Source organism: Rossellomorea sp. DA94 (assembly GCF_029834455.1).
In the GTDB taxonomy this organism is placed as follows: Bacteria; Bacillota; Bacilli; order Bacillales; family Bacillaceae_B; genus Rossellomorea; species Rossellomorea vietnamensis.
Genome location: NZ_CP122397.1, coordinates 105,001 through 123,357 on the forward strand (window position 1 = coordinate 105,001; position 18,357 = coordinate 123,357).

Here is an 18,357-nt window from a genome sequence, read left to right on the forward strand (position 1 = left end):
GATCTGGGCACTGTCTCAACGAGAGACTCGGTGAAATTATAGTACCTGTGAAGATGCAGGTTACCCGCGACAGGACGGAAAGACCCCGTGGAGCTTTACTGTAGCCTGATATTGAATTTTGGTACAGCTTGTACAGGATAGGTAGGAGCCTTGGAAACCGGAGCGCCAGCTTCGGTGGAGGCATCGGTGGGATACTACCCTGGCTGTATTGAAATTCTAACCCGCGCCCCTTATCGGGGTGGGAGACAGTGTCAGGTGGGCAGTTTGACTGGGGCGGTCGCCTCCTAAAGAGTAACGGAGGCGCCCAAAGGTTCCCTCAGAATGGTTGGAAATCATTCGCAGAGTGTAAAGGCACAAGGGAGCTTGACTGCGAGACCTACAAGTCGAGCAGGGACGAAAGTCGGGCTTAGTGATCCGGTGGTTCCGCATGGAAGGGCCATCGCTCAACGGATAAAAGCTACCCCGGGGATAACAGGCTTATCTCCCCCAAGAGTCCACATCGACGGGGAGGTTTGGCACCTCGATGTCGGCTCATCGCATCCTGGGGCTGTAGTCGGTCCCAAGGGTTGGGCTGTTCGCCCATTAAAGCGGTACGCGAGCTGGGTTCAGAACGTCGTGAGACAGTTCGGTCCCTATCCGTCGTGGGCGCAGGAAATTTGAGAGGAGCTGTCCTTAGTACGAGAGGACCGGGATGGACGCACCGCTGGTGTACCAGTTGTCTTGCCAAAGGCATCGCTGGGTAGCTATGTGCGGAAGGGATAAGTGCTGAAAGCATCTAAGCATGAAGCCCCCCTCGAGATGAGATTTCCCATCACGTAAGTGAGTAAGATCCCTAGAAGATGACTAGGTAGATAGGTCAGAGATGGAAGCATGGCGACATGTGGAGTTGACTGATACTAATCGATCGAGGACTTAACCACAAAGAGTCATATTTATATGAACAACAATTGGTCGGTATTCGGCTTTCTTGACATCAATTCTTTATCTAGTTTTGAAGGAACAACCCTTCAATTGAATATTCGTCTGGTGATAATGGCGAAGAGGTCACACCCGTTCCCATGCCGAACACGGAAGTTAAGCTCTTCAGCGCCGATGGTAGTTGGGGGATCTCCCCCTGTGAGAGTAGGACGTCGCCAGGCAAATAGGAAAAAGAGTAGCTCTTAGGAGTTACTCTTTTTTTGGTTTTAATTAAATTTGTTCAAAGAACATAAGTGTTTTACGTATCCATCCTCCGCTTAAACCCACTCACCACGGCACCACATCCTAATACTTCTCACCTACGCTGTGCCCCATTTCCAAATTTCTATCCAACAATCTCATATTCACACGTTTAAAACCTTCCTTAAACAGGAAAACTTCTAAGGTCAAACTTCATAATTGCAAAGTTTAAAACGCGGTTGTATAATTATAGTCAAATATAGTCAAAGTCAAAATGAGGAGGAGGTTTGATGAGGAACATATCCGACATCATTGAAAATTATTTAAAGAATGTGTTAGAACTGAGTGAAAGTGAGATAGTCGAGATTAAAAGAAGCGAGATTGCTGATAAGTTTCAATGTGTTCCTTCTCAAATTAATTATGTGATTAATACCCGCTTTACTGTAGAACGAGGGTATGTAGTAGAAAGCAAACGTGGCGGCGGTGGATACATCCGGATCATGAAGGTGAAGGCCCACGATCAGGTTCACTTGATCGACCAGTTAGTGGCATTGATTACACAAACGATCAGTCAGAATACGGCAGCTGATATTGTTTTTCGGTTAGTGGAAGAAGAGATCATTTCCGAAAGAGAAGCCAAGATCATGCTGAGTGTGATGGATCGATCGGTCATCATGGTCGAATTACCGGAACGGGATATCCTGAGAGGAAGAATGCTTAGAGCCATGCTGGATACATTGAAGTATGAGTAAGGGTTAAAGAGGTGAATGGGATGGTTTGTCAAGAGTGTAATGAAAGACCTGCGACCCTTCATTTTACCAAGGTGGTAAACGGGGAAAAGACAGAGGTTCACTTATGTGAGCAATGCGCTCAGGATAAGGGTGAGATGTTTATGTTTGATTCTTCTCCCGGCTTTTCAGTGAACAATTTATTGGCAGGTCTTCTTAATATAGCTCCTGCATTTAAGCAGGCAAAGGAAACCGAGATTCCTAAGACAGAAGTTTTGCAGTGTGAAAAATGTAAAATGACGATTCATCAGTTCATTAATGTGGGACGCTTCGGCTGTGCCCATTGTTATGAGACGTTTAAAGATGAACTCACTCCATTATTAAAGCGTGTTCATAATGGCAATGTCGAGCATCATGGAAAGGTTCCGGAGCGTATGGGCGGAGCCATCCATGTGAAAAAGAAGGTTTTACAGTTGAAGTCTGAATTGCAAGCTATGATTGCGGATGAAGAGTTTGAGAAAGCAGCCGAGATCCGAGACGAAATCCGCTCCCTGGAAAAGGAGATAAAGAAAGAGGGAGGCGATAAAGAATGAGTCTTGAGAAGTTCTTGAGTAATGCCGTCAGTTCCTGGATGAGTGAAGAGGGACCGAATTCGGATATTGTCCTCAGCTCCAGGGTAAGGCTTGCGAGGAATCTGACAGACTTCCGTTTTTCCACACTTTATTCTTCAGAGGAAGCCAGGGAAATCGTGGATCGGGTAAGGGAGAAGCTCACATCATACCCGAAGAATTTAGGAGAATTAGAATTTTTACCTACAAGTGAGATTCAGCCTCTCCAAAAGAGGGTATTAATGGAGAAACACCTTATAAGTCCGAATTTGGCAGAGGAAACGAATTATGGAGCTGTCCTTTTATCAAGTGAGGAAGATATTAGCATAATGGTAAACGAAGAAGACCATATTCGAATACAGTGTTTATATCCAGGTCTGCAATTGAAGGAAGCTTTACAGAAAGCCAATCAGATCGACGATTGGTTTGAAAGTGAATTTGACTTTGCGTTTGATGAGAAGCATGGCTACTTAACGACTTGTCCTACCAACGTGGGGACGGGTCTCAGGGCTTCCGTCATGATGCATTTGCCGGGACTGGTGTTGACGCAGCAGTTAAACCGTATCATTCCCGCCATCAATCAACTGGGGTTAGTGGTGAGAGGGATTTACGGAGAAGGCAGCGAAGCGCTGGGGAACATCTTTCAAATCTCCAATCAAACGACACTTGGTAAGTCGGAAGAAGATATCGTAGAAGATTTGTTAAGCGTTGTGAAGCAGATCATTGAAAAAGAGCAATCGGCAAGGGACGCATTAGTTCAAACGTCAAACATACAATTAGAGGATAGGATCTTCCGTTCTCTAGGGGTGCTGGAGCACAGCAGGATCATTGAGTCCAAGGAAGCTGCGAAATGTTTATCGGATGTCAGGCTTGGAATTGATTTAGGATACATCAAAGTGATATCTAAGAATATATTGAATGAACTAATGATTTTAACCCAACCTGGTTTTTTACAACAATATTCTGGAGGTCCACTGAGACCAAATGAACGAGATATAAGAAGGTCTTCTTTGATTCGGGAGCGAATTAAGTTAGATAAAGATACATGTGAGGAGGAAAAATAATATGATGTTTGGTCGATTTACAGAAAGAGCCCAAAAAGTATTGGCATTAGCTCAAGAAGAAGCGATTCGTTTGTCGCACAGTAATATTGGTACTGAACATATTTTATTGGGACTTGTCCGCGAAGGTGAAGGAATCGCTGCCAAGGCACTTACGGCATTGGGACTGAGCCCTGAAAAGATCCAGAAGGAAGTTGAAGGGTTAATCGGGAAAGGAACCGAGAAATCTCAAACAATCCATTACACACCTCGTGCAAAGAAAGTGATTGAACTTTCCATGGATGAAGCCCGTAAGCTGGGTCACTCATATGTTGGAACGGAACATATTTTACTGGGGTTGATCCGCGAGGGTGAAGGAGTGGCAGCCCGGGTACTCGGTAATCTTGGTGTGAGCTTGAATAAAGCGAGACAGCAGGTATTGCAATTGCTTGGAAGCAATGATTCAAGCAACCATCAGGGTGGAGGCAACGCCAATGCCAATACACCTACACTTGACAGCTTAGCCCGTGATTTGACAGCCATTGCCCGTGAAGGCAGCTTAGATCCGGTCATTGGTCGAAGCAAGGAAATTCAGCGCGTCATTGAAGTGCTGAGTCGTCGTACGAAAAACAACCCGGTGTTGATCGGTGAGCCCGGAGTAGGTAAGACTGCAATCGCAGAAGGCCTCGCACAACAGATCATCGCCAATGAAGTGCCTGAAATCCTGCGCGACAAACGCGTGATGACCCTTGATATGGGTACAGTTGTAGCCGGTACGAAATACCGCGGGGAATTCGAGGACCGACTGAAGAAGGTCATGGATGAAATCCGTCAGGCGGGTAACATCATCCTCTTCATCGATGAGCTCCATACGTTAATCGGAGCAGGAGGGGCTGAAGGGGCGATTGATGCCTCCAACATCTTAAAACCATCCCTTGCACGTGGAGAATTGCAGTGTATCGGTGCCACGACATTAGATGAGTACCGTAAATATATTGAAAAAGATGCAGCGCTAGAGCGCCGTTTCCAACCAATCCAAGTCAATGAGCCGACAGCTTCAGAGTCCATCCAGATCCTTAAAGGATTACGTGATCGTTACGAGGCACATCACCGCGTGTCGATTACGGATGAAGCGATTGACGCGGCAGTGAAGCTTTCTGATCGCTATATTTCAGACCGCTTCTTACCGGATAAGGCCATCGATTTAATTGATGAAGCAGGTTCGAAGGTGCGCTTACGTTCTTATACGACGCCGCCAAACTTGAAAGAGCTTGAAGCAAAGCTGGAAGAAATCCGCAAAGAGAAGGATGCAGCGGTTCAGAGCCAGGAATTTGAAAAAGCAGCTTCTCTAAGAGATTCAGAACAAAAGCTTCGTGAAGAGCTGGAAGAAACAAAGAACACATGGAAAGAAAAGCAAGGACAGGAAAATACAGAAGTGACCGTTGAAGATATTGCGAAGGTTGTTTCGAACTGGACGGGAGTACCGGTATCGAAATTGGCTCAAACGGAAACGGATCGCTTACTCAAATTAGAGGAAATCCTTCATTCCAGAGTCATCGGGCAATCAGAAGCAGTCGTTGCGGTTTCGAAAGCCGTGCGCCGTGCACGGGCCGGCTTGAAAGATCCGAAGCGTCCGATCGGTTCCTTCATTTTCTTAGGACCTACTGGAGTCGGGAAAACGGAATTGGCACGAGCACTTGCAGAGTCCATGTTCGGTGATGAAGATGCGATGATCCGCATTGATATGTCCGAGTACATGGAAAAGCATTCGACCTCCCGTTTGGTCGGTTCACCTCCAGGATATGTGGGATACGAGGAAGGCGGTCAGTTAACGGAAAAGGTTCGCCGCAAGCCATATTCGGTCGTTCTTTTAGATGAAATTGAAAAAGCACATCCGGATGTATTCAATATTCTCCTTCAAGTTTTAGAGGATGGCCGTTTAACAGACTCTAAAGGAAGAACGGTAGACTTCAGGAATACAGTCCTGATCATGACTTCAAACGTTGGTGCACAGTCCCTTAAGAGCAATAAATACGTAGGGTTCAATATTCAGGACGGAAAACAGGATTACAAAGATATGAAAGGAAAGGTCATGGAAGAGCTGAAACGTGCTTTCCGACCTGAATTCCTTAACCGTATCGATGAAATCATCGTGTTCCATTCCCTTGAAAAAGACCACTTGAAAGAGATTGTGACATTGATGTCGAACCAATTGACAACCCGCTTGAAAGAGCAGGATATTCATTTAGAGCTTTCACCTGCTGCCAAAGAGAAGATAGCAGATGAAGGATTTGATCCTGAATACGGTGCACGACCTCTCCGTCGCGCTATCCAGAAATATGTTGAGGATAAACTGTCGGAAGAATTGTTAAGAGGAAAAGTGCTGACAGGACAGAATATATTGATCGACGTAGAAGATAGTGAATTTGTTGTAAAGGTTAAAGAAGAGGAAGCAGCCAATACACCGACATAATAGCAAGGATGATGAAGAGGTACACGTATATGTTTTTCGTGTACCTCTTTTATCATAATGGTTACCTTACGTGGTGGCGGGCCAGACCAAGCCGGCTCCGCTTTTCTTGATTGTCTAGCTCCGCCGGCTAGAGGCTCGAGGTCATAAGCCAAGTGAACCAAAAAGGCAAAGGGCGCCTTTCCGGTTCACTCGTCTTATGCTTGTCGCCTCTACCCAAGCCGGCTCCGCTTTTCTGATTGTCTAGCTCCGCCGGCTAGTCCCTCGAGGTCATAAGTCAATCTCGCCAAAAAGGCAAAGACCGCCTTTTCAGCGAGCTCGTCTTATGCTTGTCGGGCCTGACCAAGCCACCTCCGCTTTTCAATTGAATCTAGTACATAAAACCGATACAATCATTCCAAATGGTATTATCGTGAATAGTTAAGAGTACAAATAGGATAATAGAGGGGAAGAATAGATTGGCAAAGAAAAAGACTAAGTTTGTGTGTTCATCTTGTGGATATGAGTCTGCTAAATGGATGGGGAAATGTCCGGGGTGTAACGAGTGGAATACGATGGTGGAAGAGGTTGAAATGACAGGGAAGAAACCCCGGACGTCGTTTATGCACTCAGAAAATACCGGTCCATCTAAAGCAGAGAAGCTGATCTCCATTGAAACCAAGCAGGAGCCAAGGGTATTGACCGAGTCGAAAGAGTTGAACCGGGTGCTTGGGGGAGGAGTAGTACCAGGGTCGCTGATATTGATTGGTGGAGACCCGGGGATCGGAAAATCCACTTTGTTGCTGCAGGTTTCGGCCCAGCTTGCTGATCAGAAGCAGAAGGTTTTATACATTTCCGGAGAGGAATCCATCAAGCAAACCAAGCTGCGGGCAGATCGACTGCATGTGAAATCAGATGATTTATATATATTTGCGGAAACAAATCTTGAGCTGATTCATCAAACGATTGAGCAAATCTCACCGGATTTCGTCATCATCGACTCGATTCAGACAGTCTTTCATCCTGATGTGACGTCTGCTCCCGGAAGCGTATCCCAGGTAAGGGAGTGTACGGCAGAACTGATGAGAATCGGGAAAACAAAGGGCATTGCCATCTTTATTGTAGGGCATGTTACCAAGGAAGGCTCGATTGCAGGACCTAGATTATTGGAGCATATGGTCGATACCGTACTGTATTTTGAAGGGGAACGACACCACTCCTATCGTATTTTAAGAGCGGTGAAGAACCGTTTCGGATCTACGAATGAGATGGGGATTTTTGAAATGAAGGAATTGGGCCTTGAGGAAGTGGCCAATCCGTCTGAGATATTCCTGGAAGAGCGCTCACAAGGTGCGGCGGGTTCAACGGTCGTTGCCTCGATGGAAGGAACGAGGCCGGTTCTTGTGGAGATTCAAGCTCTTGTGACCCCAACCAGTTTTAACAACCCCCGAAGGATGGCAACAGGGATTGATCATAGCCGGGTTTCACTGATCATGGCTGTGTTGGAAAAGCGTGCAGGCATGCTCTTGCAACAGCAAGATGCGTATCTGAAAGTGGCTGGCGGGGTGAAACTGGATGAACCGGCGATTGATTTGGCCGTTGCTGCAAGTATCGCTTCCAGTTTTCGTGACAGGGCGTCCAGTGCCCATGATTGCATTATCGGTGAAGTCGGTTTAACAGGTGAGATCAGAAGGGTATCAAGAATTGAGCAGCGCGTACAGGAAGCAGCCAAGTTAGGGTTTAAGAGAGTGATTATTCCCCAGAATAACTTAAGCGGATGGCAGCCTCCTTCTGATATAGAGGTCAAAGGGGTATCGAATATTAATGAAGCACTGTCAATTATTTTAGGAGGATAAGAAATGGAAGATAAGAAGGCAAGAGATAAGTCCATGTCGGATATACTGCAATTCGTTGCTCCGGGTGCCCCGATCAGGGACGGCATTGATAATGTGCTGAGAGCCAATACGGGGGGACTTATTGTTGTTGGGTACAATGATAAGGTGAAGTCTGTTCTGGACGGGGGCTTTCATATCAATTGTGCATTCTCTCCCAGCTATCTGTATGAACTGGCCAAGATGGATGGGGCCATCATCCTGAATGAAGCGGGAACGAAGATCATTTTGGCGAATGCACAGTTGGCTCCTGATGTGTACGTGCCTTCCACGGAAACGGGTATGAGACATCGGACGGCAGAGCGGGTTGCGAGGCAAACAAATGCCCTTGTCATTGCCATCTCTCAACGGAGAAACGTCATCACCCTGTATCAAGGGAATTTCCGATATGCACTAAAGGACATCTCTGTCATCTTGACGAAAGCCAACCAGGCGATCCAAACCTTGGAGAAATATAAGGTGGTTCTCGATCAAAGCATTTCTAATTTATCCGTCCTTGAGTTTGAGGAGCTTGTCACCCAAAGCGACTTACTGCAGGTTCTTCACCGCTTCGAGATGGTTCTCAGGATCAAGAATGAGCTATTGACGTATCTCAGCGAGCTCGGTGTCGAGGGCAGATTGATCCGCCTTCAGATGAATGAACTGTTGGCGGATATTGAGGATGAGGCGATGCTCATCATCAGGGACTATTCCCAGGAAAGGAATATCAAACCGTTCGAACTTCTCTATAAATTCCAGGAGCTTGTTCACTCTGAAGTGTTAGAGGATAATGTCCTATTAAAATTACTGGGGTACCACGGATATGTCCACCATGATGATGCGATTTATCCCCGAGGATACCGCGTGTTGAATAAGATTCCCCGGTTGCCGATCGTCATCATTGAAAATCTTATCACGAGATTTGAAACCCTCCACCATGTAGTGAGGGCTTCAGTCGATGATTTGGATGAAGTCGAGGGGATCGGTGAAGTAAGGGCAAGGAAAATCAAAGAGGGGTTAAAACTGATCAAGGAACAGACGTTTGCAGATCGACAGCTGTAGGCAGAGAGGCCTATATATGGCAGAAATGGGATAATTGTATCGTTTTCAAAAAATTGACAGTTCGATTTAGACGTGTTAGCCTTCATGTAAGGAAGCTAGTAAGCTGGGATAAGTGTATCAAAATCGTATCCGTTGTATTAAATTCAAATTTTCAAGGCCTTAGACGTTTCAAAAATAGTAAATTGTTTATAATGAGTAGGAGGAGGTGAGGGAATGTTAAAAAGAATCGTTCAAGCGTGCTTCCTCATTGTCGGGGGAACACTTGGGATATTTCTACTTCCCGAATTATTTACCGTCATAAATCTATCGGACATTCCTTTAATTAATAACCCTTATATGACTGCTATATTTGGTGCCATCATTTTTTATATTCTTACGTTTTGGGCAGTCGAGTATGTCGTCAATTTCGTCAAGTGGTTTGAAGATAGCTTGGTAAAGGCACCGGTAACGGATTTGTTATTTGGCAGTTTAGGCCTGATTATCGGTTTATTTGTTGCGTATTTGTTTGGGATCCCCTTCAATCAAATGGAGATTCCGATCGTCAATACGGTGATTCCCATTCTATTAACATTGCTTCTTGGATATTTAGGGTTCCAGGTTGGATTTAAGAAAAGGGACGAATTGGTCAATCTATTCGGCACGGCAAACCGAGGTAAGAAAAAAGGGTCGGAAGATGATTTGGATGAAGAGGGTGTGAAGACCCTTAAGATATTGGATACGAGTGTGATCATTGACGGCCGTATCGCGGATATCTGTCAAACAGGATTTTTAGAAGGAATCGTGGTGATTCCGCAATTCGTACTGGAAGAGCTCCAGCATATTGCCGACTCTTCCGATGTATTGAAACGAAATCGCGGACGCCGGGGTCTGGATATTTTAAACCGCATCCAAAAAGAGCTTCCTGTTGAGGTCCAGATTTATGAAGGGGACTTCGAGGAAATTCAGGAAGTGGATTCGAAGCTTGTGAAATTAGCGAAGCTTACGAATGGTATCGTTGTAACGAATGATTTCAACCTGAATAAAGTATGTGACCTTCAAGGTGTACAAGTATTGAACATCAATGACCTGGCCAACGCCGTCAAGCCGGTTGTTCTTCCTGGAGAAGAATTGAAGGTACAGGTCATCAAAGATGGTAAGGAGCATAACCAGGGAATTGCTTACCTGGATGATGGTACGATGATCGTCGTGGAAGAAGGGCGTAATTACATCGGTAAGTATATCGATGTCCTTGTCACATCCGTTCTTCAGACATCTGCAGGCAGGATGATCTTTGCGAAACCGAAGCAACTGGAAAAAGCACTGTAAGAAAACGGTTTGCAGCCTGACTCCATTGATGCAGTAAGGTATAATGAATAGTATTACTTGTGTGTTAAAGGAGTTATATTATGGAATATGTAGTGATCATTCCGGCTGCAGGGCAGGGAAAACGGATGAAAGCGGGCAAAAACAAACTGCTCCTTGAGTTGAATAGCTGTCCTGTCATCATTCATACATTGCGTGTGTTCGAGCATGACATCCTTTGTAAGGGAATCTATTTAGCCATCCATCCTTCAGAGCGACAAGTGTTTCAAGGACTCTTGGAGCGCTACGGCATCAAGAAGGTCGTGAAGCTTGTCGATGGTGGGGAAGAAAGACAGCATAGTGTATACAATGCATTGCTTGAGGTTGATCATGAGATTGTTCTGGTACATGACGGAGCAAGACCATTTATTAAAGAATCCACGATTCACCAATTAGTCGAAAAGACATATTCAACAGGGGCTGCCATTGCGGCGGTTCCTGTTAAAGATACGATCAAGAAAGTACTGGATGGCGAAGTCGAGGAAACGATTGAACGCTCAAGCTTGTGGATGGTTCAGACCCCACAAGCTTTTCGCGTTTCCGTTTTAACACAGGCACATAAAGAAGCCGATCAAGATGGTTTCCTCGGTACAGATGATGCTTCACTGGTGGAAAGGTCTGATGTTGAGGTCGCTGTCGTTGAAAGTGATTATGACAATATTAAACTGACAACCCCTGAGGATTTATATTTTGCCGAGGCGATTTTGAAGAAGCGAGAGGAAATGAGTGGAGGAGAGAAACATGTTTAGGATCGGACAAGGATTTGATGTTCATCAGTTAGTGGAAGGGAGACCCCTTATCATGGGGGGGATTACGATTCCGTATGAAAAGGGACTATTGGGGCACTCTGATGCAGATGTCCTGTTACATGCTGTAGCGGATGCGTGTCTGGGTGCCATTGCGGCCGGGGATATCGGGAAGCATTTTCCTGACACAGACCCGGAGTTCAAGGATGCTGATTCGGCAAAGCTTCTCCAGCACGTATGGGCCCTTGTGAAAAAGGAAGGCTATGAATTAGGGAATATCGATTGCACGATCATTGCCCAGAAGCCTAAGATGGCTCCTTATATTGACGAAATGAGACAAAGTATCGCTGCGCTACTGGAAGCGGATATAGGGGAAGTGAACGTGAAAGCCACTACTTCCGAGAAGCTTGGCTTTACCGGAAGAGGCGAGGGGATTGCCGCCCAAACCACCATATTGATTAAAAAGAAGTAGGGGAGAAATTCGCTTTATTCCCGTACTTAACGGTGTTAAAATAGGTCTTAGACTTTAAAGAGTAATCATTATAGGAGGAACATACATGACAAAGGAAGTACGCGTCCGTTATGCCCCGAGTCCAACGGGTCATTTACATATTGGAAATGCAAGAACCGCTTTATTTAATTACCTTTACGCCCGCAGCACAGGTGGAAAGTTCATCATCCGTATTGAAGACACGGATAAGAAACGTAATATCGAAGGTGGAGAAGAAAGTCAGCTCAAGTATCTTCAGTGGCTGGGGATCGAATGGGATGAAAGTACAGATAAGCCGGGTGAATACGGGCCTTATCGTCAATCCGAGCGTAATCATATTTATGAGCAGTATTTAAATGAGCTGCTGGAAAGTGGACAGGCGTATAAGTGTTACTGTACGGAGGAAGAGCTGGAAGCGGAACGTGAAGCACAATCAGCCTCTGGTCAAATGCCCCGCTACTCCGGTAAATGCCGTAACCTGACGAAAGAGGATCAGGAGAAATTGGCAGCAGAAGGCCGCAAGCCGAGCATCCGTTTCCGTGTACCGGCAGGGAAAGTATATTCCTTCAACGATATCGTGAAAGAGGATGTCTCATTTGAATCAGATGGTATCGGTGATTTTGTCATTGCGAAAAAAGACGGTACACCGACGTATAACTTTGCCGTTGCAGTGGATGATTATCTGATGAAAATCACACATGTTCTTCGCGGAGAAGATCATATTTCCAATACACCGAAGCAGTTGATGATCTTTGAAGCACTTGGTTGGGAAGCACCTGTTTACGGACATATGACATTGATCGTCAATGAAAGCCGTAAAAAGTTGAGTAAGCGGGATGAGAGCATCATTCAGTTCATCGAGCAATACGAAGCATTGGGGTATCTTCCAGAAGCGTTGTTCAACTTCATCGCACTACTCGGCTGGTCTCCAAAAGGAGAAGAAGAGCTGTTTTCGAAAGAGGAGTTCATTGAAATCTTTGATCCTGAACGTTTATCCACTTCTTCTGCCCTGTTTGATAATCAGAAGCTTACATGGATGAACAATCAGTACATGAAGAACTTGGAATTGGCTCAAGTGGTGGAGCTATCCCTCCCTCATTTAATCAGTGCGGGTAAATTGGATGAGAACATGTCCGATGAACAGCGCGAGTGGGCGAGCAGAGTCATTTCTTTATACCAGGAGCAAATGAGCTTCGGTGCTGAAATCGTGGAGCTGTCCGAAATGTTCTTCAAGACAGATCTTGAATATGATGAAGAGGCGAAAGCGGTACTCGAAGAAGAGCAAGTACCAGAAGTCCTTCAAGCTTTCTTGAATGAAATTGAAGCACTTGAAACGTACGAAGCGGCAGAAATCAAATCTTCTATCAAAGCTGTCCAGAAATCGACGGGCCATAAAGGGAAGAAGCTGTTCATGCCGATCCGTGTAGCCGTTACAGGCCAGACACACGGTCCTGAATTGCCGAATGCCATTGAGCTTTTAGGGAAAGATACAGTTAAACATCGTCTTCAAAGTCTTTTAGGTTAACATTTTGAAGGGTTTGTAATATAGTAAGAGTATCACGTTAAATGATATCGCGTTGATGAGGAGAAGTAAGAAAAGGATGCTTAGTAGAGAGAACCATCACCGGCTGAAAGTGGTTTAAGCCCCTCCGATTCTGAAATGCACCTCTGAGCCCGTTACTGAAATAAAGTAGGTAAAGGCGGTTTCCTACCGTTAACAGGATTCGAGTTGGAGAAGGTTTGTCTTCTCAATCAGAGTGGAACCGCGCCTACAAGCGTCTCTGTCAGTTTATTGACAGGGGCGTTTTTTTATTGTTATCAGTTTTTTAAAAAAGGAAGGGGGATGGATCCGAATGTTTAAGTCGTTTAGGGAAGATATAGATGTGGTGTTTGATCAGGATCCGGCTGCGAGGAATTATGTGGAGGTCATCCTTACGTATTCGGGTCTCCATGCCATTTGGGCCCATCGTGTTGCCCATGCATTTTTTAAACGGAAATTCTTTTTCATTGCCCGGGTCATTTCACAGGTCAGCCGTTTCTTCACCGGTGTGGAGATTCACCCCGGAGCTAAGATCGGCCGCCGCTTTTTCATCGATCATGGAATGGGTGTGGTGATAGGAGAGACGTGTGAAATCGGAGACAATGTCACGCTCTTTCAAGGGGTCACCCTCGGTGGAACCGGGAAGGAAAAGGGTAAACGTCACCCGACGATCCAGGATAATGCGTTGATTGCGACAGGTGCAAAAGTATTAGGATCGATCGTTGTTGGGGAAAATTCTAAGGTAGGGGCAGGATCCGTTGTCCTGAAAGATGTTCCGCCCAATTCAACCGTAGTCGGTATCCCAGGTAAGGTGGTCATTCAGGACGGTGTGAAGATACAGAAGGATCTGAATCACTGTGATCTGCCCGATCCGATGAACGACCGAATGAAACTGCTTGAAAAAGAAGTGAATGAATTGAAATCATTATTAAGGGAATATGAGGGAAGGAGTCGATCATCATGACGATTCGTTTATATAACACACTGACAAGGCAGAAAGAGGAATTCAAACCCCTGGAAGAGGGTAAAGTCAAAATGTATGTGTGCGGTCCGACGGTTTATAACTATATTCATATAGGGAATGCCCGTCCAGCGATTGTGTTTGACACAGTGAGACGTTATCTGGAATACAGGGGATATGATGTGCAGTTCGTCTCTAACTTCACGGATGTGGACGATAAATTAATTAGAGCGGCCAAGGAACTGGGAGAAGATGTCCCGACGATTGCCAAGCGCTTTATCGATGCTTACTTCGAAGATACGGGAGCCCTCGGTTGCCGGAAAGCCGATGTACATCCGACAGTGACAGAGAATATTGACACCATTGTTGATTTCATCTCAGCCCTTGTAGAAAAAGGCTATGCCTATGAATCCCAGGGAGACGTTTATTATCGTACCAGAAAGTTTGATGGGTACGGTAAGCTGTCTCATCAACCGATCGATGAACTGAAAGCGGGAGCCCGCATCGATGTGGGGGACAAAAAAGAAGATGCCCTTGATTTCGTTTTATGGAAAGCGGCGAAAGAAGGGGAGATTTCCTGGAAGAGCCCGTGGGGTGAGGGACGTCCAGGCTGGCATATTGAATGTTCAGCCATGGCTAAGCGCTATTTGGGGGATACCATCGACATCCACGCCGGGGGACAGGATCTGACCTTCCCTCATCATGAGAATGAAATCGCCCAGTCAGAGGCCCTTACAGGTAAGGCATTCGCCAATTACTGGATGCACAATGGGTATATTAATATCGATAACGAGAAGATGTCGAAATCACTCGGTAATTTCGTATTGGTGCACGATATTATTAAAGAACAAGATCCGCAGGTACTGCGTTTCTTCATGCTGTCCGTTCATTACCGTCATCCGATCAACTACAATCTTGAGCTTCTGCAGAATGCAGAGACTTCTTTGGATCGAATCAAGACAGCGTATGAGAACTTGAAGCATCGCAAGGAATCAAGTACAAACTTAACGGACAATAATCAGGAATGGCTGGAGAAAATCCGTGAGTTGAAAGCTCAATTCATTGCTGATATGGACGATGATTTCAATACGGCAAATGCGATTTCCATTCTATTCGAACTATCCAGACAAGCGAACTATTACTTGATGGAGAAAAATACATCAACAGAAGTCATTGACGGGTTCTTACACCAGTTTGAAGATTTCTTCTCTGTACTCGGTCTGACGTTGCAGGAAGCGGGAATATTGGACGAAGAAGTGGAAGAGATGATCGAAAAGCGCATTCAAGCTCGTAAAGACCGAAACTTCCAACTGGCCGATGAGATCCGGGACACATTGAAGGATATGGATATCATTTTGGAAGATACTCCTCAAGGTACCCGCTGGAAAAGGGGATCTTAATGCTGTACGAGACAAATGAACAAATCGATGCGAAACAAATCAATGCACTTGCACTTGCTTATATGGGGGATGCTGTATATGAAACATATGTACGGCAGCTCCTGTTGACCAAGGGGAAGATCAAACCGAATCAACTGCACAGGGCTGCGACGAAGTATGTGTCTGCTAAAGCGCAGGCGGCCATTCTCAGAACGCTGTTCGATCAGGACCTCTTATCGGAAGAGGAGATATCGATCGTCAAGCGCGGCCGGAATGCGAAATCGGGGACAACGCCTAAAAACACGGATGTACAGACGTATAAACACAGCACTGCTTTTGAGGCTCTTATTGGATATTTGTTTTTACTTAATCGGACGGATCGATTAGAGGAACTGTTGAAGATCATTTTTGAACAAGCCCAGGCAGGAAAGGAGGAACAGAAATGAGTAAAGATTTTATCGGAGGAAGAAATCCTGTCATAGAAGCATTAAAGTCAGGAAGGGACATCAATAAGATTTGGATAGCGGAAGGTTCTCAGAAAGGCTCGATCCAGCAAATCGTCGGCCTTGCCAAGGAATCCAATGTCATGGTCCAGTATGTCCCGAAGAAGAAAATCGAGCAGATGGTATCGGAGAATCACCAAGGGGTCGTCGCTTCCGTTGCTGCTTATCAGTATGCTGAACTGGATGATCTATTTCAAAAGGCAGAACAAAAAGGGGAGGATCCTTTTATTCTGATCCTGGATGAACTGGAGGATCCCCATAACCTTGGATCCATCATGAGGACGGCTGATGCAGCGGGTGCCCATGGGATCATCATCCCGAAGCGAAGAGCGGTGGGACTTACTTCTACAGTAGCCAAGGCTTCCACTGGAGCGATTGAACATATTCCCGTCGCACGTGTGACGAATCTGTCGAGAGCGGTGGATGAATTGAAAGAGCGCGGTGTTTGGATCGCTGGGACCGATGCGAAGGGGAAGCAGGATTTCCGCCAGCTGGACGGTACGCTTCCGATCGGTCTGATTATTGGCAGTGAAGGAAAAGGGATGAGCCGTATTTTGCGGGATAAATGTGATTTCCTTGTTCAGTTGCCTATGATTGGTCATGTTACATCACTAAACGCCTCGGTGGCAGCTAGTATTTTAATGTATGAGGTATATCGTAAACGCCACCCATTGGGAGAATAGGGAAGATGGATATCCTCCTTGTGGATGGCTATAACATAATCGGTGCCTGGCCGGAATTGAATGATTTGAAGCATAAGGACCTAGCCGCAGCGAGAGACCGCCTGGTGGAACAAATGGCAGAATATCAGGGGTATACGGGCTACCGTGTCATTGTTGTATTTGATGCATACTACGTACAGGGAATCGCCCGGAAATATCAAAATTATAAAGTGGAAGTGCTTTTCACAAGAGAAAATGAAACGGCAGATGAACGAATTGAAAGATTGGCCATTGAATTAAGCAATATTAAAACGCAGATTCATGTAGCCACTTCTGATTTCACAGAGCAATGGGCCATCTTTGGGCAGGGAGCCCTTCGCAAATCAGCGAGGGAGCTCTTGACCGAGGTGGAAGTCATTGAAAAAAAGATTGAAAGAAAAGTAAGGAATTCGAGCGAGAAAAGGCCGGCTTCCAAGATCCAATTATCAGAAGAAGTTGCTGAAATTTTCGAAAAATGGCGCCGCGGGGAACAATGATAGGTTGACGATTGAATTTTCTGTAATGTATAATATTTCTATCTATTGTTTTGCTCGGGGGGATGCGTGTGAGCAATATCATCAGAACAGAAGCATTTGATAATCGATTAGAAGGCATGGATGATGAAGAGATCATAGAAGCCGTCCATCAGGGTCACAGCGAAGCGCTCGATTTTTTGATCAGGAAATACCGTAATTTTGTGAGAGCGAAAGCCCGCTCGTATTTTTTAATCGGGGCAGATAAGGAAGATATCGTCCAGGAGGGTATGATTGGATTGTACAAGGCAATCCGTGATTATAAGGAGGACAAGCTGACCTCTTTTAAAGCGTTTGCAGAGCTTTGTATCACAAGACAGATCATTACAGCCATTAAGACAGCCACGAGACAGAAGCATATACCACTGAATTCGTATGTTTCACTGGATAAACCCATTTATGATGATGAATCTGACCGAACGCTATTAGATGTCATTTCAGGTGCGAAAGTAATGGATCCGGAAGCGCTGATTATCAATCGCGAGGAATTCGATAATATGGAGGATAAGATGGCCCAGCTGTTAAGCGATCTTGAGAGGAAAGTACTGGCCCTTTATTTGGACGGGCAGTCCTATCAGGAGATATCAGAAGAGCTGAACCGCCATGTGAAATCCATCGACAATGCATTACAGCGAGTAAAACGGAAGCTTGAACGATACTTGGAAGTTCGCGAAATAACGATGTAAAGCCATATTGACACATTTTGGTGGTCGTGTTATTTTTGATAGGACTTACTATGTATAGTATAGGTGGAATATATGACTACTAAACTAATACTGGCTTGTACGGTATGCGGTACCAGGAATTATTCCGTGCCGGGAAACCGTAATCAGGCCGTTCGATTAGAACTAAAGAAATTCTGTAATACATGTAATGCTCATACCCTACACAAAGAGACTAAATAGAGTGTAGAAGTCTTGCGTATTGATATTAGTTGGAGGTTACTAACGGATGTTTAAATTCTTTCGCAATGTTGCATCGGAAATGAGAAAGGTCAGCTGGCCTAAACGTAAAGAGTTAACGCGCTATACGATCACGGTTATTACAACAGTGGTATTTGTTGCCCTTTTCTTTGCTGTTATCGACCTGGGCATCTCAGAACTTATGCGATTGATCATTGGTTCTAAGTAAGAGAAACATAGAATTAGTTGTATATATACCATGAAAGCATGGTATAATGAATGTTAATAGAGTACATGACCTTAGAGCCCGTTATCTTTTTACGGGTTTTTTCATTTGGAGAAAAA

18 protein-coding genes, 2 rRNA genes and 1 other annotated feature (1 of these 21 only partly in view) are annotated in these 18,357 nt (G+C 45.3%); all 20 genes read left to right on the plus strand.

Annotated elements, in window-relative coordinates; all coding sequences use genetic code 11:
• Positions 1–920: ribosomal RNA gene (locus P8596_RS00555) — 23S ribosomal RNA — on the plus strand; it begins 2,016 nt to the left of the window's first position.
• A 102-nt stretch (positions 921–1,022) separates the two neighbouring features.
• Positions 1,023–1,139: ribosomal RNA gene (gene rrf / locus P8596_RS00560) — 5S ribosomal RNA — on the plus strand.
• 309 nt (positions 1,140–1,448) lie between these two features.
• Positions 1,449–1,910, plus strand: coding sequence for a CtsR family transcriptional regulator (locus P8596_RS00565; protein WP_034766034.1), 462 nt, complete (start codon positions 1,449–1,451; stop codon positions 1,908–1,910).
• Between the two features lie 20 nt (positions 1,911–1,930).
• Positions 1,931–2,479 carry a protein-arginine kinase activator protein McsA gene (gene mcsA, locus P8596_RS00570; RefSeq protein ID WP_224522363.1) on the plus strand — a complete coding sequence of 183 codons (549 nt, stop codon included), beginning with the start codon at positions 1,931–1,933 and terminating at the stop codon, positions 2,477–2,479.
• Positions 2,476–3,558, plus strand: a complete 1,083-nt coding sequence (mcsB, locus tag P8596_RS00575) for a protein-arginine kinase McsB (protein WP_079534447.1) — start codon at positions 2,476–2,478, stop codon at positions 3,556–3,558. The genes mcsA and mcsB overlap by 4 nt, the downstream gene beginning before the upstream one ends.
• A gap of 1 nt (position 3,559) precedes the next feature.
• Positions 3,560–6,007 carry an ATP-dependent protease ATP-binding subunit ClpC gene (gene clpC, locus P8596_RS00580; protein WP_254652759.1) on the plus strand — a complete coding sequence of 816 codons (2,448 nt, stop codon included), beginning with the start codon at positions 3,560–3,562 and terminating at the stop codon, positions 6,005–6,007.
• Positions 6,008–6,462: 455 nt separating this feature from the next.
• The gene (gene radA, locus P8596_RS00585; protein WP_034766026.1) at positions 6,463–7,839 is read left to right on the plus strand and encodes a DNA repair protein RadA; all 1,377 of its coding nucleotides are present in this window, start codon (positions 6,463–6,465) and stop codon (positions 7,837–7,839) included.
• A gap of 3 nt (positions 7,840–7,842) precedes the next feature.
• The gene (gene disA / locus P8596_RS00590) at positions 7,843–8,916 is read left to right on the plus strand and encodes a DNA integrity scanning diadenylate cyclase DisA (protein WP_034766024.1); all 1,074 of its coding nucleotides are present in this window, start codon (positions 7,843–7,845) and stop codon (positions 8,914–8,916) included.
• Positions 8,917–9,129: 213 nt separating this feature from the next.
• Complete coding sequence (locus tag P8596_RS00595; RefSeq protein WP_279725494.1) at positions 9,130–10,221, plus strand: PIN/TRAM domain-containing protein; 1,092 nt, start codon at positions 9,130–9,132, stop codon at positions 10,219–10,221.
• Between the two features lie 80 nt (positions 10,222–10,301).
• Positions 10,302–11,006, plus strand: coding sequence for a 2-C-methyl-D-erythritol 4-phosphate cytidylyltransferase (gene ispD, locus P8596_RS00600; protein ID WP_254652760.1), 705 nt, complete (start codon positions 10,302–10,304; stop codon positions 11,004–11,006).
• A complete protein-coding gene (gene ispF, locus P8596_RS00605) occupies positions 10,999–11,475 on the plus strand; it encodes a 2-C-methyl-D-erythritol 2,4-cyclodiphosphate synthase (protein WP_229597117.1) in 477 nt (158 codons plus the stop codon). The genes ispD and ispF overlap by 8 nt, the downstream gene beginning before the upstream one ends.
• An 85-nt stretch (positions 11,476–11,560) precedes the next feature.
• Positions 11,561–13,018 carry a glutamate--tRNA ligase gene (gene gltX / locus P8596_RS00610; RefSeq protein WP_279725495.1) on the plus strand — a complete coding sequence of 486 codons (1,458 nt, stop codon included), beginning with the start codon at positions 11,561–11,563 and terminating at the stop codon, positions 13,016–13,018.
• Between the two features lie 43 nt (positions 13,019–13,061).
• Positions 13,062–13,279, plus strand: a binding site (T-box leader).
• 67 nt (positions 13,280–13,346) lie between these two features.
• Positions 13,347–13,997 carry a serine O-acetyltransferase gene (gene cysE, locus P8596_RS00615; protein ID WP_279725497.1) on the plus strand — a complete coding sequence of 217 codons (651 nt, stop codon included), beginning with the start codon at positions 13,347–13,349 and terminating at the stop codon, positions 13,995–13,997.
• Positions 13,994–15,394, plus strand: coding sequence for a cysteine--tRNA ligase (cysS, locus tag P8596_RS00620; protein WP_279725499.1), 1,401 nt, complete (start codon positions 13,994–13,996; stop codon positions 15,392–15,394). Before cysE ends, cysS begins: the two co-directional genes overlap by 4 nt.
• Positions 15,394–15,819, plus strand: a complete 426-nt coding sequence (locus P8596_RS00625) for a Mini-ribonuclease 3 (RefSeq protein WP_034766015.1) — start codon at positions 15,394–15,396, stop codon at positions 15,817–15,819. The genes cysS and P8596_RS00625 overlap by 1 nt, the downstream gene beginning before the upstream one ends.
• Positions 15,816–16,559, plus strand: coding sequence for a 23S rRNA (guanosine(2251)-2'-O)-methyltransferase RlmB (rlmB, locus tag P8596_RS00630; protein WP_034766014.1), 744 nt, complete (start codon positions 15,816–15,818; stop codon positions 16,557–16,559). Before P8596_RS00625 ends, rlmB begins: the two co-directional genes overlap by 4 nt.
• 5 nt (positions 16,560–16,564) lie before the next feature.
• Positions 16,565–17,074: an NYN domain-containing protein gene (locus P8596_RS00635; protein ID WP_224522355.1), complete on the plus strand. Its 510-nt coding sequence runs from the start codon at positions 16,565–16,567 to the stop codon at positions 17,072–17,074.
• Between the two features lie 62 nt (positions 17,075–17,136).
• Positions 17,137–17,796: an RNA polymerase sporulation sigma factor SigH gene (gene sigH / locus P8596_RS00640; protein WP_397545354.1), complete on the plus strand. Its 660-nt coding sequence runs from the start codon at positions 17,137–17,139 to the stop codon at positions 17,794–17,796.
• A gap of 72 nt (positions 17,797–17,868) precedes the next feature.
• Positions 17,869–18,015, plus strand: coding sequence for a 50S ribosomal protein L33 (gene rpmG / locus P8596_RS00645; RefSeq protein WP_224522353.1), 147 nt, complete (start codon positions 17,869–17,871; stop codon positions 18,013–18,015).
• Positions 18,016–18,061: 46 nt separating this feature from the next.
• Positions 18,062–18,241: a preprotein translocase subunit SecE gene (gene secE, locus P8596_RS00650; protein WP_044340513.1), complete on the plus strand. Its 180-nt coding sequence runs from the start codon at positions 18,062–18,064 to the stop codon at positions 18,239–18,241.
• Positions 18,242–18,357: the final 116 nt, after the last annotated feature.